The sequence below is a fragment of the Modestobacter versicolor genome (assembly GCF_014195485.1).
Taxonomy (GTDB): Bacteria; Actinomycetota; Actinomycetes; order Mycobacteriales; family Geodermatophilaceae; genus Modestobacter; species Modestobacter versicolor.
The window spans coordinates 512815-535229 of record NZ_JACIBU010000001.1; the positions used below are offsets into that span (position 1 = coordinate 512815).

General features: G+C 74.8%; 24 protein-coding genes. 7 read left to right on the forward strand and 17 right to left on the reverse strand.

Annotation, left to right across the window (positions count from 1 at the left end; all coding sequences use genetic code 11):
- Nucleotides 1-95 precede the first annotated feature (95 nt).
- Genes FHX36_RS02390 through FHX36_RS02400 form a run of 3 tightly spaced genes read left to right on the forward strand, consistent with a single transcriptional unit; the run spans nucleotide 96 to nucleotide 2295 of the window.
- Nucleotides 96-878: an amino acid ABC transporter substrate-binding protein gene (locus FHX36_RS02390; protein ID WP_110552510.1), complete on the forward strand. Its 783-nt coding sequence runs from the start codon at nucleotides 96-98 to the stop codon at nucleotides 876-878.
- A complete protein-coding gene (locus FHX36_RS02395) occupies nucleotides 875-1543 on the forward strand; it encodes an amino acid ABC transporter permease (protein ID WP_110552511.1) in 669 nt (222 codons plus the stop codon). The genes FHX36_RS02390 and FHX36_RS02395 overlap by 4 nt, the downstream gene beginning before the upstream one ends.
- Nucleotides 1540-2295, forward strand: coding sequence for an amino acid ABC transporter ATP-binding protein (locus FHX36_RS02400; protein WP_110552512.1), 756 nt, complete (start codon nucleotides 1540-1542; stop codon nucleotides 2293-2295). Before FHX36_RS02395 ends, FHX36_RS02400 begins: the two co-directional genes overlap by 4 nt.
- A gap of 26 nt (nucleotides 2296-2321) precedes the next feature.
- On the opposite strand, the gene FHX36_RS02405 is transcribed toward FHX36_RS02400, so the two are convergent.
- Nucleotides 2322-3524, reverse strand: a complete 1203-nt coding sequence (locus tag FHX36_RS02405) for an MFS transporter (RefSeq protein ID WP_183513462.1) — start codon at nucleotides 3522-3524, stop codon at nucleotides 2322-2324.
- 63 nt (nucleotides 3525-3587) lie between these two features.
- The gene (locus tag FHX36_RS02410) at nucleotides 3588-4436 is read right to left on the reverse strand and encodes a helix-turn-helix domain-containing protein (protein WP_110554019.1); all 849 of its coding nucleotides are present in this window, start codon (nucleotides 4434-4436) and stop codon (nucleotides 3588-3590) included.
- Nucleotides 4437-4538: 102 nt separating this feature from the next.
- Here FHX36_RS02410 and FHX36_RS02415 point away from each other — a divergent pair, with 102 nt between their 5' ends.
- Nucleotides 4539-5279 carry an SDR family oxidoreductase gene (locus FHX36_RS02415; RefSeq protein WP_110554018.1) on the forward strand — a complete coding sequence of 247 codons (741 nt, stop codon included), beginning with the start codon at nucleotides 4539-4541 and terminating at the stop codon, nucleotides 5277-5279.
- Between the two features lie 11 nt (nucleotides 5280-5290).
- Here the strand turns inward: FHX36_RS02415 and FHX36_RS02420 are convergent, their stop codons facing one another.
- Nucleotides 5291-5653, reverse strand: a complete 363-nt coding sequence (locus tag FHX36_RS02420) for a DUF4267 domain-containing protein (RefSeq protein ID WP_110554017.1) — start codon at nucleotides 5651-5653, stop codon at nucleotides 5291-5293.
- 57 nt (nucleotides 5654-5710) lie between these two features.
- Between FHX36_RS02420 and FHX36_RS02425 the strand changes: the two genes are divergently transcribed.
- The gene (locus tag FHX36_RS02425; protein ID WP_110554016.1) at nucleotides 5711-6253 is read left to right on the forward strand and encodes a TetR-like C-terminal domain-containing protein; all 543 of its coding nucleotides are present in this window, start codon (nucleotides 5711-5713) and stop codon (nucleotides 6251-6253) included.
- Between the two features lie 9 nt (nucleotides 6254-6262).
- Here FHX36_RS02425 and FHX36_RS02430 read toward each other — a convergent pair whose 3' ends face one another.
- The gene (locus tag FHX36_RS02430) at nucleotides 6263-7087 is read right to left on the reverse strand and encodes an SDR family NAD(P)-dependent oxidoreductase (protein ID WP_110554015.1); all 825 of its coding nucleotides are present in this window, start codon (nucleotides 7085-7087) and stop codon (nucleotides 6263-6265) included.
- A gap of 92 nt (nucleotides 7088-7179) precedes the next feature.
- Here FHX36_RS02430 and FHX36_RS02435 point away from each other — a divergent pair, with 92 nt between their 5' ends.
- Nucleotides 7180-8103 (forward strand): LysR substrate-binding domain-containing protein, encoded by a 924-nt coding sequence (locus FHX36_RS02435; protein ID WP_183513464.1) that lies wholly within the window; start codon nucleotides 7180-7182, stop codon nucleotides 8101-8103.
- An 87-nt stretch (nucleotides 8104-8190) separates the two neighbouring features.
- Here the strand turns inward: FHX36_RS02435 and msrA are convergent, their stop codons facing one another.
- The 12 genes from msrA to FHX36_RS02495 all read right to left on the reverse strand — a co-directional run bounded on the left by msrA (nucleotide 8191) and on the right by FHX36_RS02495 (nucleotide 20210).
- The gene (msrA, locus tag FHX36_RS02440) at nucleotides 8191-8703 is read right to left on the reverse strand and encodes a peptide-methionine (S)-S-oxide reductase MsrA (RefSeq protein WP_110551534.1); all 513 of its coding nucleotides are present in this window, start codon (nucleotides 8701-8703) and stop codon (nucleotides 8191-8193) included.
- Between the two features lie 111 nt (nucleotides 8704-8814).
- Nucleotides 8815-9033: a hypothetical protein gene (locus FHX36_RS02445; RefSeq protein ID WP_110551533.1), complete on the reverse strand. Its 219-nt coding sequence runs from the start codon at nucleotides 9031-9033 to the stop codon at nucleotides 8815-8817.
- Nucleotides 9030-10013: a 2Fe-2S iron-sulfur cluster-binding protein gene (locus tag FHX36_RS02450; protein ID WP_181428706.1), complete on the reverse strand. Its 984-nt coding sequence runs from the start codon at nucleotides 10011-10013 to the stop codon at nucleotides 9030-9032. Before FHX36_RS02450 ends, FHX36_RS02445 begins: the two co-directional genes overlap by 4 nt.
- Before the next feature lie 26 nt (nucleotides 10014-10039).
- Nucleotides 10040-11218, reverse strand: coding sequence for a sugar ABC transporter substrate-binding protein (locus FHX36_RS02455; protein WP_181428705.1), 1179 nt, complete (start codon nucleotides 11216-11218; stop codon nucleotides 10040-10042).
- 41 nt (nucleotides 11219-11259) lie between these two features.
- The gene (locus tag FHX36_RS02460; protein ID WP_110551531.1) at nucleotides 11260-12333 is read right to left on the reverse strand and encodes an ABC transporter permease; all 1074 of its coding nucleotides are present in this window, start codon (nucleotides 12331-12333) and stop codon (nucleotides 11260-11262) included.
- The gene (locus FHX36_RS02465) at nucleotides 12330-13913 is read right to left on the reverse strand and encodes a sugar ABC transporter ATP-binding protein (RefSeq protein WP_181428704.1); all 1584 of its coding nucleotides are present in this window, start codon (nucleotides 13911-13913) and stop codon (nucleotides 12330-12332) included. Before FHX36_RS02465 ends, FHX36_RS02460 begins: the two co-directional genes overlap by 4 nt.
- A gap of 243 nt (nucleotides 13914-14156) precedes the next feature.
- The gene (locus FHX36_RS02470) at nucleotides 14157-15107 is read right to left on the reverse strand and encodes an MBL fold metallo-hydrolase (RefSeq protein ID WP_258372637.1); all 951 of its coding nucleotides are present in this window, start codon (nucleotides 15105-15107) and stop codon (nucleotides 14157-14159) included.
- A complete protein-coding gene (locus FHX36_RS02475) occupies nucleotides 15104-16045 on the reverse strand; it encodes a fumarylacetoacetate hydrolase family protein (RefSeq protein WP_110551529.1) in 942 nt (313 codons plus the stop codon). Before FHX36_RS02475 ends, FHX36_RS02470 begins: the two co-directional genes overlap by 4 nt.
- On the reverse strand, nucleotides 16042-17073 hold the full coding sequence (locus FHX36_RS02480; protein WP_181428703.1) for an amidohydrolase family protein: 1032 nt from the start codon (nucleotides 17071-17073) through the stop codon (nucleotides 16042-16044). Before FHX36_RS02480 ends, FHX36_RS02475 begins: the two co-directional genes overlap by 4 nt.
- Nucleotides 17074-17099: 26 nt before the next feature.
- Nucleotides 17100-18230, reverse strand: coding sequence for an FAD-dependent monooxygenase (locus FHX36_RS02485; protein WP_110551528.1), 1131 nt, complete (start codon nucleotides 18228-18230; stop codon nucleotides 17100-17102).
- A gap of 19 nt (nucleotides 18231-18249) precedes the next feature.
- A complete protein-coding gene (locus tag FHX36_RS02490) occupies nucleotides 18250-19188 on the reverse strand; it encodes a VOC family protein (RefSeq protein WP_110551527.1) in 939 nt (312 codons plus the stop codon).
- 32 nt (nucleotides 19189-19220) lie between these two features.
- Nucleotides 19221-20210, reverse strand: a complete 990-nt coding sequence (locus FHX36_RS02495; RefSeq protein ID WP_110551526.1) for a fumarylacetoacetate hydrolase family protein — start codon at nucleotides 20208-20210, stop codon at nucleotides 19221-19223.
- A gap of 280 nt (nucleotides 20211-20490) precedes the next feature.
- Between FHX36_RS02495 and FHX36_RS02500 the strand changes: the two genes are divergently transcribed.
- Nucleotides 20491-21450, forward strand: coding sequence for a LysR family transcriptional regulator (locus tag FHX36_RS02500; protein ID WP_181428702.1), 960 nt, complete (start codon nucleotides 20491-20493; stop codon nucleotides 21448-21450).
- Nucleotides 21451-21468: 18 nt separating this feature from the next.
- Here the strand turns inward: FHX36_RS02500 and FHX36_RS02505 are convergent, their stop codons facing one another.
- On the reverse strand, nucleotides 21469-22140 hold the full coding sequence (locus tag FHX36_RS02505) for a GntR family transcriptional regulator (RefSeq protein WP_110551524.1): 672 nt from the start codon (nucleotides 22138-22140) through the stop codon (nucleotides 21469-21471).
- Nucleotides 22141-22415: the final 275 nt, after the last annotated feature.

The following is a 22415-nucleotide window of genomic DNA, read 5'->3' on the forward strand; positions in this document are numbered from 1 at the left end:
TGCTGCTGCCCGCAGGAGCGGTTCCCCGTGGCGGCGGCGGGGAACCGACCTGCCGGACGCCGAACACCTGACCCCCATGAACCCGGAGCCCCACCGTGCGCACGCGCCTGCCCGTCACCGTTGCCCTCGCCACCGCTCTGCTGCTGACCTCCTGCGGCGGCGACTCCGACGACGCCGGGGGCGGCAGCGGCTCGGGCGACGTGCTGCGCGTCGCCACCGAGGGCACCTACGCGCCGTTCTCCTTCCACGACCCGGACAGCAACGAGCTGACCGGCTACGACGTGGAGGTGGCCCAGGCCGTCGGCGACGAGCTCGGCATGGAGGTCGAGTTCAGCGAGACGCAGTTCGACGCGATCTTCGCCGGCCTGGAGGCCGACCGGTACGACGTGATCGCCAACCAGATCGGCGTCAACCCCGAGCGCGAGGAGAAGTACCTGTTCTCCACGCCGTACACCTACTCCAACGGCGTGGTGATCACCCGCGCCGACGACACCAGCGTCAGCTCGCTGGCCGACATCGCGGGCAAGACCAGCGCGCAGTCGACGACGAGCAACTTCGCCGAGGTCGCCACCGAGGCCGGCGCGACGATCGAGGCCGTCGAGGGCTTCACGCAGGCGATCACGCTGCTCAAGCAGGAGCGGGTCGACGTCACCGTCAACGACAGCCTGGCCTTCCTGGAGTACCAGAAGACCACCGGTGACCAGGACGTGAAGGTCGCCGCCGAGATCGACGACCAGAGCCGGTCGGCCTTCGCCTTCCGGCAGGACAGCGCCGACCTGCAGGGCCGGGTGGACGAGGCCCTGGAGTCGCTGCGCGCCGACGGCACGCTGGCCGAGATCTCGGAGAGGTACTTCGGCGAGGACGTCAGCGCCGAGTGAGCGCGATCGACTGGGACCTGGTCCGCTCCAGCCTCTGGCCGCTGGGCCGGGAGCTGCTGCGCGGGACGCTGCCGCTGACGGCGGTGAGCTTCGCGCTGGGGTTGGCGCTGGCCGTGCTGGTCGCGCTGATGCGGCTGTCGGGCAACCGGCTGATCGCGGCGCCCGCCCGGTTCTACGTCTCGGTCATCCGCGGCACCCCGCTGCTGCTGCAGCTGTTCATCATCTTCTTCGGGTTGCCGTCCTTCGGCGTCACGATCGACCCGTGGCCCAGCGCGATCATCGGCCTGTCGCTCAACGTCGGGGCCTACGCGTCCGAGGCGGTGCGGGGCGCGATCCTGGCGGTGCCGCGCGGGCAGTGGGAGGCGGCGATGACGGTCGGGATGGGGCGGGTGACCACGCTGCGCCGGGTGGTGCTGCCGCAGGCCGCCCGGATCGCCGTCCCCTCGCTGAGCAACACGCTCATCTCGCTGGTCAAGGACACCTCGCTGGTCTCCGTCGTCCTGGTCACCGAGCTGCTCCGCCAGGCCCAGGTCATCGCCGGGCAGACGTTCGAGTACTTCACGCTCTACGGCGTCGCGGCCGTCTACTACTGGGTGGTGTGCCTCGTGCTGTCCTTCGGTCAGACCCGGCTGGAGACCCGGCTGTCGCGGCACGTGGCCGCATGACCGCCCCGCTGCTCGAGGCCCGCGGCCTGGTCAAGACCTTCGGGGAGAACCGCGTGCTGCGCGGCGTCGACGTGGCGGTGCCGGCGGGCTCGGTCACCTGCCTCATCGGACCGTCGGGCTCGGGCAAGACCACGGTGCTGCGCAGCCTCAACGGGCTGGAGGCGCCGGAGTCCGGGACGGTGCGGATCGGCGACGTCGAGCTGGACTGGGCTTCCCGGCCCGACGCGCGCGCGGTGGCCCGGTTGCGCGGTCAGAGCGGCATGGTGTTCCAGGCCCACAACCTCTTCCCGCACCTCACCGTGCTGCAGAACGTGACCTCCGGGCCGGTGTTCGCCCAGGGCCGGCCCCGCGCGGAGGCGGAGCAGGAGGCCCGGGCGCTGCTCGAGCGCGTCGGTCTGGCCGAGAAGGCGGACGTCTTCCCGGTGCAGCTGTCGGGTGGGCAGCAGCAGCGCGTCGGCATCGCCCGCGCGCTGGCCACCCGCCCGCAGGTGGTGCTGTTCGACGAGCCGACCAGCGCCCTCGACCCCGAGCTGGTCGGCGAGGTGCTCCAGGTCATGCAGTCGCTGGCCGCCGAGGGCTGGACGATGGTCGTGGTGACCCACGAGATGCGGTTCGCCCGGCAGGTGGCCGACCAGGTGCTCTTCCTGGACGGCGGGGTCGTGGTGGAGCAGGGCCCGCCGTCCGAGGTGCTGGTCGAGCCGCGCGAACCCCGCACCCGGCAGTTCCTGCAGCGCCTGCTCGACCCGCTGTGACCCGCCGTCCGCGCTGGCGTCCGAGATCAGCCGCCGTCGCCCGGTCGCGGGGTCAGCAGCAGCAGGACGAGCGCGACCGCGGCGAGCGCCGCGCCGGTGAGCGCGAGCACCGGGGGGTCGGCGACCGCGAGCTCCCGGCCGCCGAGCAGCGCACCGCCGGCGATGCCGATGTTCGTGGTGGCGTTGGTGATGCCCGGGGCGGCGTCGCCGGCGTCCGGGGTGGCGCGTCGGGCCGCCGTCTGCAGCAGCGTCGGCTGGGCGCCGAACGCCACCCCCCAGACGACCGTGGCCACCACGGTGACCACCAGCGAGCCGCCCGCCGAGCCGATGGCGGCGAGCGAGAGCCCGACGACCACGATCGCGCCGACCAGCGCGGGCCGCGGGAACCGGTCGGCCAGCGCGCCGGCGAGCACCAGGCCCAGGGCCCCGGCGGCCCCGTAGCCGAAGAGCACGAGGCTGGTCGAGGCCTCACCGACACCGGCGGCCCGCAGGATCGGGGACACGTACGTGAACGCCGTGTAGTGCCCGAGCGTGAGCACCACGCTGACGGCGACGACCAGCAGCACCGGGCGGCGGCGCAACACCTGGCGCAGCGGGGTGGGGTCGGCCGCGGCCGGCGGCGGTGATGCCGGCAGCAGGGCGGCCGCGGCCCCGGCCAGCAGCAGCAGGAGCGCGGCGATGCCGGCGAAGGCCCAGCGCCAGCCGACCGCCGTCCCCAGTGCCGTGCCGGCCGGCACCCCGAGGGTGAAGGCGAGCGTCACCCCGGCGAAGACCCAGGCGGTCACCCGCCCGGCGCGGGAGGGCGGGACCAGGCTCACGGCGGCGCCGACGGCCACGGAGAAGAACCCGGCGTGCGCCAGCCCGGCCAGCAGGCGGGCGGCCACCGCCACGGCGTAGCTGTCGGTGGCGGCGAAGACGGCGTTGCCCACCGCGTAGGCGAGCAGCAGCCCGGTCAGCGCGCGCCGGCGGGGCCAGCGGCCGAGCAGTGCGGTGAGCGGCAGGGACGCGACCGCGACCACGACCGCGTACGCGGAGACCAGCAGGCCGACCCGCGGCTCGGTCGTGCCGAGGTCGCGGGCGATCATCGACAGCAGCCCCACCGGCAGCGTCTCGGCGGTGACGGCGGCGAAGGTCGCCACGGTGAGCACCGCCAGTGCCGCGGCGACGCGGCGTCCTCCGGGCGGGGGAGTGGTCGCGGTGGTCGCCGGGGACGCGACAGGCGGGGTCACCCGGCCATCCAACCCCGGGGCCGAGCTCGGGCAGGCGACCCCCGGTCGGTGCCGCCGGCCGGCTCAGCTCTCCTGCTGGACGGCGGCGGGCGGCCGGCTGCCGGCGCGCGCCAGCGAGGCCAGCGCCTGCAGCTTCCCGGCGCTGTCGCTGCCCACGTCGGCGTAGTAGAGCACCAGGGTCAGGCCGGCGACGGGCAGCTTGTCGCGGTGCAGCCGGAGCTCGCCGACGACCGGGTGGACGACGGTGGTCGTGCCGCCCTCGAGCCGGCGGACGTCGTGGCGGGCCCACAGCGCACGGAACCGCGCGCTGGCCAGGGACAGCTCGCCGACCAGCTCGACGATGCGCGGATCGCCGTCGTCGGCACCGACGGACCCGCGGAACGACCCGACGAACTCCGCCGTCGCCGCCTCCCAGTCGACGTGGAACTCGCGTTCCTCGGGGTCCAGCAGCAGCGACCGCAGCCGGTTCTCGCCGGGGCGCAGCCGGGGGGAGAACGCGAGCGCGAGCGGGTTCGAGGCGAGCACGTCGAACGCCCGGCCCTCCACGAACGCCGGCACCTCGAGGGCGGCGAGCAGGTGGTGCAGCCGGTCGGGGACGCGTTCGGGCCGTACGCGGGGGCGGGCACGGCGCGTCGGCGTGGCCAGCGCGAGCAGGTGCTGGTGCTCGACCTCGTCCAGGTGGAGCACGCGGGCGAGGGCGGAGAGCACCTGCGGCGAGGGGTTCGTGTCCCGCCCGCGCTCCAGCCGCAGGTAGTAGTCCGCGCTGATCCCGGCCAGCAGGGCGACCTCCTCGCGCCGGAGCCCGGCGACCCGGCGGTGCGATCCCGGGGGGATGCCGGCCTGCTCCGGTGTCACCAGGCCCCGCCGCGCCCGCAGGTAGTCGCCCAGCCGGTTGGCCCCTCCGTCGTCCACACCTCGACGCTAACCGGGCCCGGGCCCGGGAGAGGGGGCCCTGCCACTACCCGGACCAGCGGGGAGTCCCCGGCGGGCGAGCGGCCGGGCGAGCGTGGGTCCATGCAGATCACCCACCGCACAGTCCTCGTCGTCGGCGGCACCTCCGGGATCGGCCGCGGCCTCGCGCAGCGGTTCGCCGACGCCGGCAGCACGGTCGTCGTCGGCGGCCGCGACCCCGGCCGACCGGCCGGCCTGGAGACCGTCCGCATCGACGTCACCGACCCGGAGTCCGTGCTCCGCGCCCGCGACGAGGTGCTCGACGCGCACCCCGACCTGGACGTCGTCGTCACGATGTCCGGCGTCATGCTCACCGAGGACCTGCGCGACCCCGCGCACATCGCCGCCGCCGAGACGACGATCGCCACCAACCTGCTCGGCACCATCCGGGTCGTCGACGCCTTCACCCCCCACCTGCTCGCCCGGGGACACGGGACGATCCTGACGGTGAGCTCGGGCATCGCCTTCCTCCCGTTCCCGCTGATGCCCAGCTACGGCGCCTCGAAGGCCGGTGTGCACGCCTACACCGAGGCGCTGCGGGCGCAGCTGGCCGGGACGGGGGTCGAGGTCGCCGAGCTGGTGCCGCCCGCCGTCGCCACGGCCGGGCAAGAGCGGGTGAACCCGGCGGCCCTGCCGCTCGACGCGTACCTGGACGAGGTGGTGGAGCTGCTGGCCGCGGAGCCGACGCCCGCCGAGGTGCTCGTCGAGGGCGTGCGCATGCACCGGTGGGCCGAGCGCGACGGCACCTACGCCGAGCTGGTGGAGCGGAGGTCGCAGTCGCTGCGCACGCTGCCCGGCCGCTGAGGCCCGGGCGCTCACCCCAGCGCCAGCACGAGCCCGGCTGCGACGAGCAGTGCAGCGGTGACGCCGTGGACGCCGAACGCGGTGGCCGGCCTGCCGCCGTTGGTCAGCACGATCACCGCGTCCGCGGCCGGGGTGAGCGCCGCGGCGACCAGCCCCCAGCCGAGCGCGGTCTGGCCGGCGGCGGCCCACACCACCAGCAGCACGGTGCCGGAGGTGATGTCGCGGACGCCCTTGATCGCGGTCAGGGCGCGGGTGCTGCCCGGCGCGACACCGAAGCCGGCCGTCGCCTGCCGCGGTCGCAGCAGGAAGCGGACCCCCAGGGCGATGATGCCGGCGCAGGCCAGGACGGCGAGCACGAGTGCGGGAACGGTCATGCGGAGGAGCTCCTCAGGTTGGCTAGCGCCGTTATCTAACGATGCTAGAGTCTCCGCATGTCACCGCGTCCAGCCCCGGACCTCGACACGAGGCGGGACCAGGTCGCCCGCGCCGCCCGGGAGCTCGCCGAGGCCGAGGGCTGGCCCGCCGTCACGATGCGCCGCCTCGCCGGCGAGCTCGGCGTCACCCAGCCGGTGCTGTACTCGGCGTTCGCCGGCCGTCAGGCGCTCGTCGACGCGGTGGCGCTGGACGGCTTCGCCGAGGTCGCCGCGGCGCTCGAGGCGGTGGAGGCCGTGCCGGTGGCGCGGATGCGGGCCTACCTCGACTTCGCCGCGGCGCACCCCCGGGTGTACGAGGCGATGTTCTCGCTGCCCTCGGGCCTGGCCTTCGCCGCCGAGGGCACCCCCGCGCCGCTGCGGCGCGCCTTCGCCGGCATCAGCGAGGTGTTCCCGGGTGAGGCGGGCACCCGCGCGGAGGTCGCCTGGTCGACGCTGCACGGGCTCGCCACCCTCGCGGCCGGCGGACGCCTGCGCGCCGGGGAGGCGGCGGCCCGGCTCGACCTCGCGCACCGCCTGCTCACCGGGGAGGGCACCGGCTGACGACGTCGCTCAGCGCTGCGGGGAGCCGAACGCCTCGAGCGCGACCGGCTCCCACTCCCGCCAGGTGTCCAGCCGGTCCTGGTAGATCGCGGCGACGTCGCTGAACGAGCGCCCGAAGAAGACCCGGTGCGGCGGCTCGGGGGAGTCGACCACCTGCAGCATCGCGGCCCGGGTCGCCGCCGGGTCGCCGAGCTGCCAGCCGCCCTCGCCCGCGGCGCGCACCGCGTCGTACGCCGGCAGCGGCGCGCTGGTCCGCGACCCGCGCGCCAGCCAGTCGGTGGCGTAGGGGCCCGGCTCCACGTTGGTCACGTGGATGCCCATCGACCCGACCTCCTGCCACAGCGACTCGGACAACCCCTCCACGGCCCACTTGGAGGCGTGGTACGCGCCGATCCCCGGGAAGGCGCGGACGCCGCCCTCGCTGGTCACCTGCACCAGGTGCCCGTGCCCCTGGGAGCGGAACACCGGCAGCGCCGCCTGGGTCACCCAGACGGCGCCGAAGAAGTTCGTCTCCAGCTGGTCGCGCAGCTCCTGCTCGGTCAGCTCCTCGACCATCCCGAAGTGGCCGTAGCCGGCGTTGTTGACCACCACGTCGAGCACGCCGAAGTGCTCCTGCGCTCGCTGCACCGCGGCGCGGACCGCCTCGCGCCCGGTGACGTCGAGCTCGAGGGTGAGGACGTCGCGCCCGAAGCGCTCGGGGTAGTCGGCGATGGTCTCCGCACGCCGGGCGGTGGCGACGACCCGGTCGCCGCGCTCCAGCGCCGCCTCCGCCCAGTGCCGCCCGAACCCGGTCGACGTCCCGGTGATGAACCACGTCTTGACTGCTGTTCCCATGCCCCCACCCTGCGCTGCGGCCGGGCCCCCCACCAGCGACGATGCGGCACCCGGCGCATTCCCCCGAGGACTGGCAGGAGGACGATCGGCGTGTGCCCCTGGACCTGACGACGCAGTCGCTGCGGTCGCTGAAGGCGGTCGCCGAGGCGGGCTCGTTCACGGTGGCCGCCGAACGGCTGGGCTACACCCAGTCCGCGGTCTCCAAGCAGGTCCGGGCCCTGGAGACGGCGACGGGCGCGACGCTGTTCACCCGCACCGCCCGCGGGGTGCAGCCGACCGCTGCGGGGCGGGCGCTGCTGCAGCGGGCCACCGCGATCCTGGACCAGCTGGACGCCGCCCAGCACGACGTCGACGCCCTCGCCGGGCGGCCCGCCGGCCGGGTCACGCTCGGCGGCTTCCCGGCCACCGCCGTCCAGCTGGTGCCGCAGGCGCTGGCCCAGCTGGCCGTCGACCACCCGGACGTCGAGGTCGAGTTCCGGGCGCTGTCGACGCCCGCCCAGATTCGGCAGCTGCGCTCGGGGCGCATCGAACTCGGGGTCATCGCGGTCGGCGAGGCGCTGCCGGACTACGACCTCACCGGCCTGGAGACGGCGGTGCTGCCCGGCGGCCCGATGCTCGTGGCCGTCTCCGCCGAGCACCGGTGGGCCGGCCTGGCACGGGTGTCGCTGGACGAGCTGCGCACGGAGCGCTGGATCGAGGGCCGGGGGGAGGCGGGCGAGCCGCAGTTCGGCGTCTGGCCGTCGCTCGGGGCGGCCGACGTGGTCCACACGGCGCGGGACTGGTCGACGCGGCTGGGCCTGGTGGCCGCCGGGCTGGGCGTGACCACCGTGCCCAGCCTGCTCGCCGCGGGGCTCCCGCGGACCGTCGCGGTGGTCCGGGTCGACGACCCGTCGCTGCCGGCGCGCCGGCTGACGCTGGCCTGGGCCGGCCGGCCCTCGCCGGCGGCCGCGGCGGTGCGCGCCGCCGTGGGCGCCGCCGCGGAGTCGATCGCCCGGACGTGGTCGGGCGCGCGCTGACCCGGCAGCGCTGCGACCCGGGCCCACGACGCAGCGAGGGGTGGACGCCCCGGTCGGGACGCCCACCCCTCGTGTCGCTGGTGGTGGCTAGGCGGTCTGCGCCGCCCGGCGCGGGAGCACCCAGTCCGGCCGCACGAAGTGGCAGGTGTAGCCGAACGGGATCTTCTGCAGGTAGTCCTGGTGCTCCTCCTCGGCCTGCCAGAAGGGGCCGGCCGGCTCCACCTCGGTGACGACCTTGCCGGGCCACAGCCCCGAGGCGTCCACGTCGGCGATCGTGTCGAGCGCGACCCGCTGCTGCTCCTCGGACGTGTAGTAGATCGCCGAGCGGTAGCTGCGGCCCACGTCGTTGCCCTGCCGGTCCTTCGTCGACGGGTCGTGGATCTGGAAGAAGAACTCCAGCAGCTCCCGGAAGGAGATCACCTCGGGGTCGAAGACGATCTCGACCGCCTCGGCGTGGTCACCGTGGTTGCGGTAGGTGGCGTTCGGGGTGTCACCCCCGGAGTAGCCGACGCGGGTCGAGATGACGCCCGGGCGCTTGCGCAGCAGGTCCTGCGCGCCCCAGAAGCAGCCGCCGGCGAGGATCGCGGTCTCAGTGGTCACGGTGTGCCTCCCTCTTGTCGAGCACGTGGGGTGAACACCGGGACCGGTGCCCGTGCTTCCCGCCTCCGACGGGCCCGCGCCCGACCACCGTAGGTGGTGGGTGGGCAGCGGTCAGCGAGGGTCCGCGGGGCTGCCCGGTGCCGCTGCGGCAGCGGGCAGGAAGCCGACGGAGGTGACCAGCCGGCAGGTCCGGCAGAGGCTCGCGCCGTCGTGGGCGCACGCCGCCGTCTCCAGCCGCCGTTCCAGCGACGCCACCAGGTGCCGCGCCCACCGCTGCTGCCACCGCTGCCGCCACCCGGTGCCCGGACGCCGCCCGGCCGCCGTGCTCACGCGTCGAAGTCCACGGTCACGGTCCGGCTGAGCGGCCGGGTCCGGCAGGTGAGCACCGCCCCCGCGGCCACCTCGGCCGCGCCGAGCTGGTGGTTGGTCACCATGTCGACCTCCCCGTCGACGACGCGGGCCCGGCAGACGCCGCACATCCCGCCCAGGCAGGAGAACGGGACGTCCAGCCCCAGCCCGCGGGCGGCGTCCAGCAGCCACCGGGACCGCGGGACGGTCGAGGTGACGGCCGCACCGCCGGACAGCAGGCGCACGGTGCTGGCACCGCCGAGCGGGGCCACCTCGGCCGGGGTGGCGTCGAACAGCTCGGTGTGCACGCGCCGGTGCGGCACGCCCAGCGAGGCCAGGACCGGCCGCAGCTCGCCGACCAGGCCCTCGGGCCCGCACAGCCACACGCCGGCCAGCCGGGACAGCGGGCCGTCGGCCCCGAGCAGCCGGCGCCAGTCCTTCGCCGACGGGCGGCCGGCGCCCGGCGTCCGGGTCCAGACCTGGGTGCGGGAGAACCGGCCGGGGTGCTCGTCGAGCAACCGGTCGACCTCGGCGCCGAACAGCCGGCTGGACGGCTCCCGGTCGACCTGGACCAGCCGGATCCGAGCCCGGGGGTCGCGCAGCCGGGTGGCGACGACGGACAGCACCGGGGTGATGCCGGCGCCGGCGGCCACGAACAGCGCGTCGCCACCGGGGGCACCCGCCCCGAAGGTCCCGGCCGGTTCGCCGACCTCGACCAGGTCACCCGGTGCCAGCCGGTGCACCAGCCACGAGGACACCCGCCCGCCCCCGGGGCGTTCCCGCACCCCGATGCGGAGCGGGCCGCCGGCCGGCGCGCAGACCGAGTACGACCGGCGCAGCTCCGCACCACCCACCCGGCGGCGCACGGCGACCCACTGCCCGGCCCGGAAGGCGAAGCGGCCGCGCACGGCAGCCGCCACCTCGAAGGTGACGGCTGCCGCGTCCGGGCCCAGGCGGTCCACCCGGGCGACGGGCAGGGTGTGGAAGATCAGGAGAGGCCCCAGACCTGCCGGTACACGTCGGTGTAGGTGTCCCCGCCCCACAGCGACTCGTCGTCGAAGCTGGACTGGTCCACCTCCACGGAGTCGATGTTCGAGGAGTCGAACGCGCGGCTCGGGCCGATCGAGGTCTCCAGCGGCTGGGCACCGGTCAGCATCCGGAGCACCTGGTCGGTGATCGCCCAGCCCGCCCAGCGGTTGCTGCCCAGGGCGTCGTAGGCCTGCTGCCCGGAGGCGACCCGCTCCAGCGAAGCGATGTCGCCGATCGCGCTGACCACCTTGACGTCCTTGCCCGTGGGCGCGTTCTGCAGGCCCTGGAGGATGTAGCTGACGTTGGCGTCGAACTCCGACACGACGTAGTCGATGTCCGGGTTCTGCAGCAGCTCGGTGCTGACCTGGCTGCCCAGCTGGGTGAGCTGGGACGCGGTCGTGGTCGTCACCGTCGTCGTGCAGTCGGGGCACACCTCCTCGAAGCGGGGGATCAGGCCCTCGTCGATGTAGGCCTGCTGCCGCGGGCTGTCGGCCTGGGCGACGACGAGCACGTTCGCGTCGCCCCCGGAGTCGACGGTCACCCAGTCGGCCATCGAGGTGATGATCTCCGCGCCTCCGGTGTCGAGGTAGGCCAGCTCCGCGGTGCCGGGAGCCGGCTCCTGCCCGCTGACCAGGATCGAGATGCCGGCCGCCTGGAGCTGCGCGACACCCTGCGCCGCGAGGCCGAGCGGGACCTGGTCGAGCACCACGACGTCGACGTCCTGGGCGAGTGCCTGGTTGATGCAGGCCGCGACACCGGCCGGGTTGAACTTGCCGTCGCAGGAGCTCACCTCCATGCCGACCTCGCCGGTGGCCTCCTGCACCGCCGCGTACACCGACTGGAACGCCGGGATCTGCAGCGAGATCGGGATGTAGAGCACCTTCTTGCCGGCCACCTGGTCGACGCCCTCGAGCGCCGGACCGGGGGCCTCGAACGGCTCGGGGACGGCGAGGTCCTCCTCCACGGCCGCCTGGGCGTCGCTGTTGACCTCGGCGGAGGTGCCGCTGCCGCCGTCCCCGGCCGACGCGGCGTCCGCGTCCTCGGCGGACGAGCAGGCGGCCGTCAGCAGCAGCGTGCCGGCGCAGGCCAGGGCGGTGAGGCCTCGGACCACGACGGTGTGGCGAGGGGGTGTCGACATGGGTGTCCCTTTCTCAGGAGGTGCGGGGTGGGGGAGGAGCGTCAGAACCGGGACCTGCGCCGACGCAGCAGCGTCGACACCGTCACCGCGACGACGAGCGAGCCGCCGAAGAAGACGTCGCTGATCCAGCCGGTGAGGCCGAGCAGCTGGAGCCCGACGATGCCGGTCGCGAGGAAGAACACCGCGATCCAGGTGCCGAGCGGGTTGAACCGGCCGGGGAAGAGGATCGCCGTGCCGAGGAAGGTGGCGGCCAGGGCCGGGAGCAGCTGGATGCCCGAGCTGGTCGGGTCGAAGCCGCCGATGTTGGCCGCGAGCAGCACCCCGGCGAGCCCGGCGATCGTGCCGGCGAAGGTGAACGCGCCGAAGCGCATCCGGTCGACCCGGATCCCGGCCAGCCGGGCGACCTCCCGGTTGGCGCCGACGAAGGCCATGTGCCGGCCGAGAGGCGTGACGTGCAGGACGTAGGCGAAGGCCAGGGTGAGGGCCAGGCCGTACCAGAAGAACAGCGGCATCCCCAGGAACCGGTCGGTGACGACCCGGCCGAAGGAGACCGGCAGCCCGGTCACCGTGCTCATCCCCGAGATCCAGAGCGCGACGCCCTGCAGGGCGGTGGCCACCCCGAGGGTGGTGATGATCGGGTCCACGCCCAGGACGACGACGATGAAGCCGTTGAGCGCACCGGCGAGGGCGCCCAGGAGCAGTGCGAAGGCCACCGCCGCGGGCAGGCTCCAGCCCTGCTGGGCGTACATGACGGTGACCGTCACGCCGGTCATGCCCATCACGCCGGCGACCGAGAAGTCGAACTCGCCGACGCAGAACGGGGCGAGCACGGCCATGCAGAGGAAGACCAGCTGGCCGTTCGCGCCGAAGACGATGTTGAACGTCCCCTCGCGGAGGAACAGGTCGGGGTTGGCCACCGCGAAGGCCGCGGCCATGGCGATCCACAGCAGGACCACCGCCCACCGCCGGAGCAGGTCGGCGCCGGACACCCGGCGACCGCCGCGTGCCGGGCGGTTGGGTGCGCCAGGGCCGGCGGGGGCCGGGGCGCCGGTGTGCTCGGCCGGCGGCTGGTCCGCGGCGCCGGAGCGGTCGGCGGCGGAGACGGAGGTGCTCATGCGGGCTGCCCTTCGGTCGTGGTCTCGGAGCGGAAGACGGCGTCGAGGACCTGGTCGGCGGTGAGCGGTGCCCGCAGCTCGCCGGCCACCGCCCCGCCGTCCAGGACGAGGACGCGATCGCAGACGCTGGCGAGGTCCTCGTTGTCGATGGAGGAGACGAGGACGGCGGCACCGGCCGCGGCGGCCTCGCGGACGGTCCGCAGGATGTCCCGCCGGGCGCCGACGTCGACGGCCTGCGTCGGCTCGTGCAGCACCAGCACCCGGGGTCCGGCGACCAGCCACTTGCCCAGCAGCAGCTTCTGCTGGTTGCCCCCGCTCAGCGCCGCCACCGGGAGGTCGCCCTGCGGCGGGGTGATGCCGAGCCGCTCGACGACCCAGGCGAACTCGTCGCGCTGCCAGTCCCGGGTCACCCGCCAGGGCCCGCTGCGGGCGCGCACCCGCGGCAGGCACAGGTTGTCCTGGGCGGTCATCGTCACCGCGAGCCCCTGCTGCGCCCGGTCCTGCGGCACCAGCGCGAGCCCGGCGTCGAGCAGCGCGCGGGGGTCGGCGCCGGTCAGCTCGACCTGCTGGTCACCCACCCGGACGCTGCCCCGGCCGGGGCTGACGCCGGCCAGCACGTAGGGCAGCTCGTCGTGGCCGGACCCGGTCGTGCCGGTGACACCGACGACCTCGCCCGCGTGCACGGTCAGGTCGAGCCCGTGGAGGGTGGGCGAGGTGACGCCGCGCAGCTCCAGCACGGCCGCACCGGGCCGGGTGGGGACGGCGTCGTGCAGGGCCTGGGTGTCGGCGTCGGCACCGAGCATCAGCCGGGTGATCTCCCGGCGGCTGGTCCGCGCGGTCGGGATCCCGGCGGCCGCGACCCGCCCGTCCTTGAGCACGGTGACCCGGTCGGTGAGGGCGATGACCTCGTCGAGCTGGTGGCTGACCAGCAGGACCGCGCTGCCGGCCGCGGCGAGCTCGCGGACCGTCGCGTAGAAGCCGGTGAGCACCTCGCGGGGGAGCGACTGGGTGGCCTCGTCGAAGACCAGCACGCCGCCGTCGCCGCTGTTCTGCAGCGCGCGGGCGATCGCCACCAGGGCGCGGTCGGCGGGCGGCAGCGTCGCGACCAGCGCGTGCGGGTCGATGTCCGAGCGCAGCCGGGCCAGCGAGGCGGCGACCGCCTGCGCCTCGAGGTCGCGGCGAACCCGGCGGCTGAACCGGCCGCGCTGGTAGCGGCCGACCCGGACGTTGTCCAGCACGGTCTGGTTCTCGACCAGGCCCAGGTCCTGGTGCACGAACGCGACGCCCAGGGCGTCGAGCTGGGCCACGCTGAGCGGCAGCGGGTGGCTCTCCCCGCCGCTGACGGCGGAGCCGGCGTCCGCCCGGTGCAGCCCGGAGAGGACCTTGATCAGCGTCGACTTGCCCGAGCCGTTCTGGCCGACCAGGCCGTGCACCTCACCGGCGTGCAGCTCGAGGCTGACGTCGTCGAGCACCCGGGCCGGGCCGAAGCTCTTGGACACCGAGACCAGGGCCAGCGCGGGACCGGCGCCCGGTGCGCGCTCGGCGCCGGGGCGGACGGGTGCGGACGACGTCGTGGGCACCTGCGACCTCGCTTCGGGTGGGGGGACGGGGGAGCCGCTCCCGGCGCCGGTGTGACCCGGGCTACATCGGGAGTGGGGAGAGCATGGGAGCAGCCGAGGGCCCGGCGGAAACGCCGTTCGCGTATGGCCGACCATCAGGCCGGCGGATGCCCGGGCCCCGGCGCGGCGTCCCCGCGCACGGCTCGGGACCGGCAGCCGTCCGGGGGACGGCTGCCGGTCCGGCAGCGAGCGGGCGACCCGGGGTCAGGCCAGGCAGGTCAGCGGGCGGCCGTCGTTGTAGGCGACCATCTCCCGCAGGGCGGCCATCACGTCGATCGGCCGGCCGCGTTCCCCGGGCGTCCCGGACAGGTCGGCGTAGGCCCGGTGCAGGTTCCCCACGATGCGCTCGGGGTCGCTGAGCTCGGCGAAGCGGCCCAGGTCGGTGGCTCGGGCCAGCTCCAGCGGCGTGACCCCCGCTGCCAGCCCCTCACGGGCCAGGGACTCGACGAAGTGCAGGTAGGCCAGCACGTCGTCGATCACCTCCGGACCGGTGACGGCGCCGTGCCCGGGCACGATCGTGCGCGCGCCCAGCGGCCGGACGAAGTGCTCCAGGACGTCGATCGCCCCCAGCACCGACCCGGACAGCAGGAACGGCGTGCCCCCGTTGAACAGCAGGTCGCCGGCGAAGAGCACCGAGCGGTCGGGGATCCACACCACGACGTCGTTGGTGGTGTGCGCCGGGCCGCCGCTGTGCACGACCTGGCACTCGAGGTCGTCGGACCACAGGGTGACCCGGTCGGTGAAGGTCAGGAACGGCGGCGCCAGCGGCACGTCCCCGAAGTCGATCGGCGTCCAGATCGGGCCGTTGCCCACCTGGCCCAGCGCCAGCACCTCCCGGCGCGCGTCCTCGTGGGCCACGATCGTGGCCCCGGTGAACAGGCCGTTGCCGCCGGTGTGGTCCGGGTGGCTGTGCGTGTTGACCAGCGTCCGCACCGGCGCGGGGCTGCGTTGCGCGATCGCGCCGAGCAGGTCGCGGGTGCGCCGCTCGGTGGAGGCCGCGTCGATGACGCTCACCCCGGTGCTGCCGACGACGAAGCCGGCGTTGTTGATCATCCAGCTGCCGTCGGGCTGGACGAAGGCGAAGACGCCGTCGGCGACCTCGTCGGCCCGCCCCGGTCCGAGGGCCAGCCGGTCGACGGCGTGGTGGGCGCTCACGCGGTCCGCCAGGGGGTGATCGGGTGCCGGGCCGCGCCGGGCACGACCCGGTTCCGGGTCCCGCCCAGCGCCTCGACCGACGTCGTCACGACGTCGCCCGGCCGCAGCGGCGGCAGGTGGTCGCGGCCGTACCGGCCCCACAGCTCCGCGAGGCAGCCGTTCTGGCAGGTGCCCGAGCCCAGCAGGTCGCCGGGGCGGACGTCGGCACCGCGCGAGGCGTAGGCCAGCAGCGCCTCGAACGACCAGGACATGTTCGCCAGGGTGTCGCCGCCGATGAGCTGGTCGTTGACCCGCACCTCCATCCGCAGGTCGTAGGAGGGGCCCGAGCGGAACGGCGCCAGCTCGTCGGGGGTGACGAAGAACTGCCCGAGCGTGGTGCTGCCGTCCTTGCCCTTGGCCGGGCCCAGGCCCATGCGCATCTCGTGGAACTGCACGTCGCGGGCGGAGAAGTCGTTGACGACGACGAAGCCGGCGATGTGCTCGGCAGCCTCCTCGACCGGGACGTCCCGGCCGGCCGGCCCGACGACCGCGCCCACCTCGAGCTCGAAGTCGAACAGCTCGCAGCCCGGCGGCACCGGCACGTCGGCGTACGGGCCGGTGATCGCGTGCGGGTTGGAGAAGTAGAAGGTCGGGATCTCGAAGAACTCCGGGGCGACCCCGCCCTCCGGCCGGCCGTTGCGGGAGATGCCGTTGGCGTGCTCGTAGAACGTCGAGAAGTCGCGGAAGGTCGGCGGCGCGAGCGGCGCCAGCAGCTCGGTCCCCGCCAGCGGGACGACGTCCGCCCGGAACCGCAGGGCCGCCTCGGCGGCGGCCGCCAGGCGCCCCGGGGTGCCGATGAGCTCGGGCAGCTCCACCCCGGCGTCCAGGCCGACCAGCTCGTCGCCGTCGACGACGGCCAGCCGCGGCCGGCCGCCCGTCGCGTGCCGGGTGATCCTCATCGGGTCGCCTCCTGGGTCGCGGGGGTGTCGAGCCCGAGCAGCCGGGCCGCGTTGCCACCGCGCACCGCCTCCGTGGTCGCGGCGTCCAGGCCGGCGGCCTCGAGCCGGTCGACGGGGTCCTCGACGCCCATGTCGAAGGGGTGGTCGCTGCCCAGGGTCACCTGGGTCGGGCCCATCACCGCGACCAGGTGCCGCAGCTGCTCGGGGTCGTAGACCAGGGAGTCCACGTAGGTGCGGCGCAGCAGCTCGCTCGGCGGCGCCTCGGTGGTCCGGGCGTCGCCCCGTACCCGCCACGCGTGGTCGGCCCGGACGGCGTAGCTGCCCAGGTAGCCACCGCCGTGCGCGGACCAGATGCGCAGCCCGGGGTGCCGCTCCAGCAGGCCGGAGAAGACGATCCGGGAGAGCGCCAGCGCGGTCTCCGTGGGGTTGCCGACGGTGTTGAACAGGTAGTACGCGTCCAGCCGCTCGCCGAGCGTGCACCCCCAGGGGTGGATCAGCACCGCCGCGCCCAGCTCCTCGGCGGCGGCCCAGAACTCCGCCAGCGACGGGTGGTCCAGCTCCCGGCCCGGGCCGGCCGAGGTGGAGATCTGCACCCCGCGGAGCCCGAGGTCGCGCACGCCGGTGCGCAGCTGCTCGACGGCGAGGTCCGGCTCGTGCAGCGAGACCGTGCCGATCGGCAGCAGCCGCCCGGGAGCCTTGTCGCAGTACGCCCGGACCCCCTCGTTCGTCGTCGTGACGAACCGGTCGGCCAGCTCGCGGTCGGCCCAGTGCGCCGGCGCCGGCATGGGGCTGACCACCTGGAGGTCGACCCGCGCGGCGTCCATCGCGGCCAGCCGCAGGTCGAGGCCGACCAGGCGGGGCATCAGCTGGGCGAGCTGGCCGATGTTGTACTGCAGGGACGCCTGCCCGAGCGTCGCGGCGTCGGCGCGCCGCTGCTCGGCCAGCCCGGCGGAGCCGTCGAGCAGGGCGTCGACCTGGGGGAGGGCGACGTGCGCGTGCACGTCGATGGTGGGTGGGGGCGTCGTCACTGGCACTCCTCGGGGGTGGTGGGCGCTCAGGCCGGCTGGGCGATGACGGCCTGGACGCCGCCCATGAGCCCGGGCAGGTCGCCCTGCACGTGCTCGAGCTGCCAGCGGGCCAGCGTCACCGAGCCCTCCACGACCGCCTGCACCCGCGGGAGCCGGCGGGCGTGGAACTGGTCCCACAGCTCGTCGTCGACGGTGGTCGCTGCCCGGAGCAGCTCGGTCAGCACCAGCGCGTCCTCCAGCGCCAGCGCCGCGCCCTGGGCGAAGGTCGGCGGGCAGACGTGCGCGGCGTCGCCGATGACCACGACCCGGCCGCGGTTCCACGGCGCCGGGAGCAGGTGCTCCTCGAACTGCGTGTAGTGGATGGCGTCCGGGTCGGTGATCGACTCGCGGATCTCGTCCCAGGGGCCGGAGTAGTGCGAGGCCAGCTCGCGCACGATCGCGACCTTCTCCTCCGGCGTCACCTGCGAGCGGTCCTGCGCGTCCTCGACCAGGAAGGCGTAGAGCCGGTCGGCCGAGGTGGGGGTGTACCCGGCGATGTAGCAGTGGCCGCCGTAGTACAGCTCGCCGGTGGGCACGTCGGCCGGCCGCGGCGCGAACACCCGCCAGATGCCCATGCCGAGCGGCCGGGTCTCCAGGTCGATGCCGAGCTGGGCGCGGGTGGCCGAGCGCACGCCGTCCGCGGCGACGACCAGGTCGTAGCGGCGCACCGAGCCGTCGTCCAGGGTCACGTCGACGCCGTCGTCGTCCTGGTCGAGCTGCGCCACCGTGGTCGCGAACCGGAAGCGGACGCCGAGCTCCAGCGCCCGCTCGGTGAGCAGCCCGGCCAGGGCCGGCCGGTACATGCCGATGGCGTTCGGGAGGTCGGTCGGCCCCCGGCCCTCGGCGCCCATCGTCGCCAGCACGGTCGCCTGCGGGTCGGGTGCCCGCAGCCGGAGCTGGGTGGAGTCGGCGCCCTCGACCAGGCACTGGTCGAGGATCCCGACCTCGCGCAGCACCCGCAGGGCGTTCGCCTGCAGGGTGATGCCCGAGCCCAGCGCGGACACCTCGGGCTTGGCCTCCACCAGGTCGACCTGGACACCGGCGTCGGCCAGCAACGCCGAGGCGGTCAGGCCGGCGGCACCGGCACCGATCACCAGGACCTTCTGCACTGCGGTCATCTCAGCTCCTCCGTGCCGCTCAGACCGGGGGCGCGACGTAGACGCCGGGGTCGGGGTCGTTGAAGCTGGCCGTGCCGACGAGCTCGTCGAACGGGTTGGCCGTGCCCCACTGGTCCTGCACCTCGAGGTCGGTGACGTCGTAGAGGCTGGGGTGCCAGCTGTCCTCGTCGAGCTGCTCGAGCTCGGTCGTGTACTCCATCGTGTTGCCGTGCGGGTCGATGAAGTAGCTGAAGGTGTTGTCGCCGGCGAGGTGCCGGCCCGGGCCCCAGATCATCTTCGTGCCGGCGCGCAGCAGCCGGCCGGTGCCCCGCATGTACTCGTCCAGCCCGCGCATCTCGAAGGAGACGTGGTGCAGCGAGGCGTGCGGCGCCTTGGCGACGGCGAAGCTGTGGTGCTGGGGGTTGCACCGCATGAACGTCATCAGGTCGCCGACGTAGGGGTGGGTGAGCTTGTCGGAGGTGGCGAACCCGAGGTGCTGCTCGTAGAACGCCTGGGTCCGGGCGGTGTCGGGGGAGTTGACCACCACGTGGCTCAGCCGCACCGGGATGGCCTCGCGGTCCTCGATCCGGCGGTGCTGCCGGTTCTCCACCTCGGTGGAGATCTCGACGGTGCGGCCGTCGCAGTCGAAGAACCGGAAGCCGTAGCCGCCGCCCAGGGTCTGCAGGACGTCGGGCTCGCTGACCAGCTGCACGCCGGCCGTGCCGAGCTGCGCGGCCATCGTGTCGACGTCCTCGCGGGAGGCCGCGCCGTAGGCGATGAGGTCCAGCCGCTTGTCGGCGTCCTTGCGCAGCCGGACGACGTACTGCTCCGGGGAGCCCTCCGCCGCCAGGTAGACCAGGCCGCTGTCCTCCGCGACCGGGGTGAGACCCCACAGCTGGGTGTAGAACTCGCGCTGCTTGGCGTAGTCGGGCACGGCGATGTCGACGTGCCGCAGGTGGGTGATGAGCCGGTCGGACATGGCTGCCCTCTCACGGTGCGGTCGGTGGGTGGTCAGGTCTCGTCGACGCAGCGGTTGGACTGCGCGCCGAGGCCGGTGATGGTGGAGTGCATGACGTCGCCGGCGCGCAGCAGCCGGCCGTGGGCCAGGCCGTTGCCGGCGGGGCTGCCGGTCAGCACGAGGTCACCGGGCAGCAGGGTCGCCACCTCGGAGCAGTAGGCGACCAGCCGGGCGACGTCGACGACCATGTCCTTCGTCGACTCGTCCTGCATGACGTCGCCGTTCAGCCGCAGCGTGAGGCGCAGGTCGCCGGGGTCGGGCAGCGCCTCGCGGGGCACCAGCACCGGGCCGGTCGGCAGGAACGTCGGGGAGTTCTTGGCGGCCAGCCAGTCCGCGCCCAGGGCGGGGGAGTCCTTGCGGAAGACCTTCTCCCGCAGGGTGAGGTCGTTGACGATCGTCCAGCCGGCCACCACGTCCAGGGCGTCGGCCACCGGCACCCGGCGGGCCCGCCGGCCGATGACCACGGCCAGCTCCAGCTCCCAGTCCGGCTGCTCGCCGTCGCGGGGCAGCACCACGTCGTCGGAGGCGCCGCAGATGGCGCTCGGCAGCCCCTGGAACACGAACGGCGGGAGCGCCAGGCGCTCGTCCATGTGCGCCGCGGCGTCCGCCCGGACCTGCTCCGGGGTGCGGCCGTCCGAACCGTCGTGGTGCGCGACGACCAGGTCGAGCACGTGGGTGCGGTAGTTGGCGCCGGCCTGGAACACCTGCCGGGGCGTGACCGGGCTGAGCAGCGTGGACCCGGCCAGCGGGGCCCAGCCCTCGGTGCTGCGGGCGAGCTCGCGCAGCACCGGCAGGACGTCGTCCCACCGGTCGAGCAGCGGCGCGGTGCCGTCGGGGCGGCCGAGCTCCGCGCGGTCGGACAGGTCCAGGACGCGGTCCCGGCTGACCAGGGCGGGGAACACCCGGCCGGCCGCGTCCTGCAACCGGGCCAGGGCCCACGTCCCCGCGTGGTCGATCTCCGCCACGCCGGCGTCGCTGTGCATCTGGGTGGGCCCCTCACGTGTGGCTCGTCGGTGGACGCCGTCGCGGACCAGGGCGTCCGGAGGCGGGCCCAGCATCTGCGACGGGCGTCACACGGCGGAAACGCCGGTTGGGTATGGCCGGTCATCCGCGCGCCTTATGCCGGGCCGTCGTCCGGGGGCTCGGAGCGGGCCGGAACCCGCCCGGACGGGTGGACGAGGCGCCGCCTGGTCCCCGGAGCGCGTCGGCCGATCTACGATCCCGCGGCAGCCCGGTCACCGACGACCTGGAGGAGGAGAGCGCATGGAGCTGCCCAGCCTCGACGTGAACCTGGTGATCGTCCTGCACGCGCTGCTCGAGGAGCGCAACGTGACCCGGGCCGGCGAGCGGGTGGGCCTGAGCCAGCCGGGCACCAGCGCGGCGCTGGCCCGGCTCCGCCGCCACTTCGACGACCCGCTGCTGGAGCGGACGGGCACGACCTACGAGCTGACGCCGCTGGCGCACGCCCTGCGCAGCCAGGTCAGCGACACCATCCAGCGGCTGGAGCGGCTGCTCAACGCCCGGCCGGACTTCGACCCGGCCACCTCGGAGCGCCAGTGGGTGCTGCAGTGCTCGGACTCGGTGCAGACGCTGCTGGGGCCGGGCATCGTGCGGGCGGTGATGGCCGAGGCGCCGCACGTGAGCCTGGACTTCCAGCCGCTGGACCCCCGGTTCGCGCTGGACCCGCTGGGCTCGGCGCGCGACATCGACGTGATGATCGCCCCGCGGGGGCTGTTCACCGCCCCCACGCTCACCGACGTCGAGCTCTACAGGGACCACTGGATCTGCGTCACCTCGGCGGGCAACACCTCCGTGGGCGACCGCCTCGACCCGCAGCAGATCGCCGACGCCCGGTGGGTCGTCTCCTTCCGCGACCCCCCGATGAACTCCCCGGTGGACGCCGCCCTGGCCGCGCTCGGCATCGACCGGCGCAGCGCGGTGAAGGTGCAGAACCTGACGCTGCTGCACCGCCTGGTCGCCGGCACCGACCTGCTGGTCCTCGCCCACGAGCTGGTCGCCGGGGACCTCGCGTCGCAGGGCCTGCGCCGGGTCGAGCTGCCGCTGGAGCTGCCGCCGGTGATCGAGACCGCGTGGTCGCACCCCAGCCGGCAGCTGGACCCCGGCCACCACTGGCTGCTCGGCATGCTGCAGCGGGTGGCGGCCGGGGTCGAGTGCGCACCGCAGCGGGACCGGGTGCCGCTCGCGGTGACCGCGCCGGCCTGACGTCCCGGCCGCCGGGCCTCAGCCGGTGCGGTCGGCGGCCGGCAGGTCGCCGGTCGGGAGGCTGTGCCAGGTGTCGTAGGCGACGCCGGCCGCACCGGCCACGTCGCCCGCGGCGCAGAGCCGGATGAACTCCTCGTGCCGGGCCACGGACGCGTGCCCCTGCGCCGAGCCGAACTGCAGTCGCTCCGCACGGCGGATCGTCGGGGTGAACTGCTCGAGGACCGTGGCGAGCGCGCGGTTGCCGCCGACGGTGACCGGGACGCCGTGCAGCTCGTCGTCCGCCTGCAGGGCCGCCTCGACGTCGCCGCGGTCGACGGCCGCGGCGAACCGGCGGTTCGCGTCCCGCATGGCGGTCAGGTCGGCCTCGGTGAGCGCGGGGACGGCCTCCCGGACCGCCACCTCGTGCATCGCCGCGACCACGTCCCGGGCGTCGCGGATCTCCCGGACGTCGAGCGGGCTCACGATGGTCGACCGGCCGGGCTGCGCCAGGACCAGGCCGCTGTGCGCCAGCCGCAGCAGCGCCTCGCGGACCGGGGTCCTGCTGACCCCGAGCCAGGTCGCGAGCTCCAGGTCCCGCAGCTGCTCGCCGGGCGCGAAGGTGCCGTCGACGATGGCGTCGCGGAGCCGGCGGTGGACGTCGTCGCGCAGCAGGGTGCGGCCGACGCCGGGGTCGTTCGGCGGGATCGGCATGCAACATGTTGGGCCGACCGCGCGCCGTTCCGCAAGCCCGCCTCCCGTCGGGGTGATCCGGCATCGAACTGGACCTCTGTGCGGGAGACCCTTGACCGACCAGGGAGCCGCATCCAATATATCGCGCATGCCAGTTGGTCGGCCTGTCGTCCACGACGGGTGCCGCGGGGGCGGGCGACCGGTGTGCGGCGATCAGCACGGACGGGTGGCCCTCCGGCCAGGTCGCCGTGCCTCGCAGACCCGCGGCACCCGCGCCGCGGCGTCGGGCAGGGCGG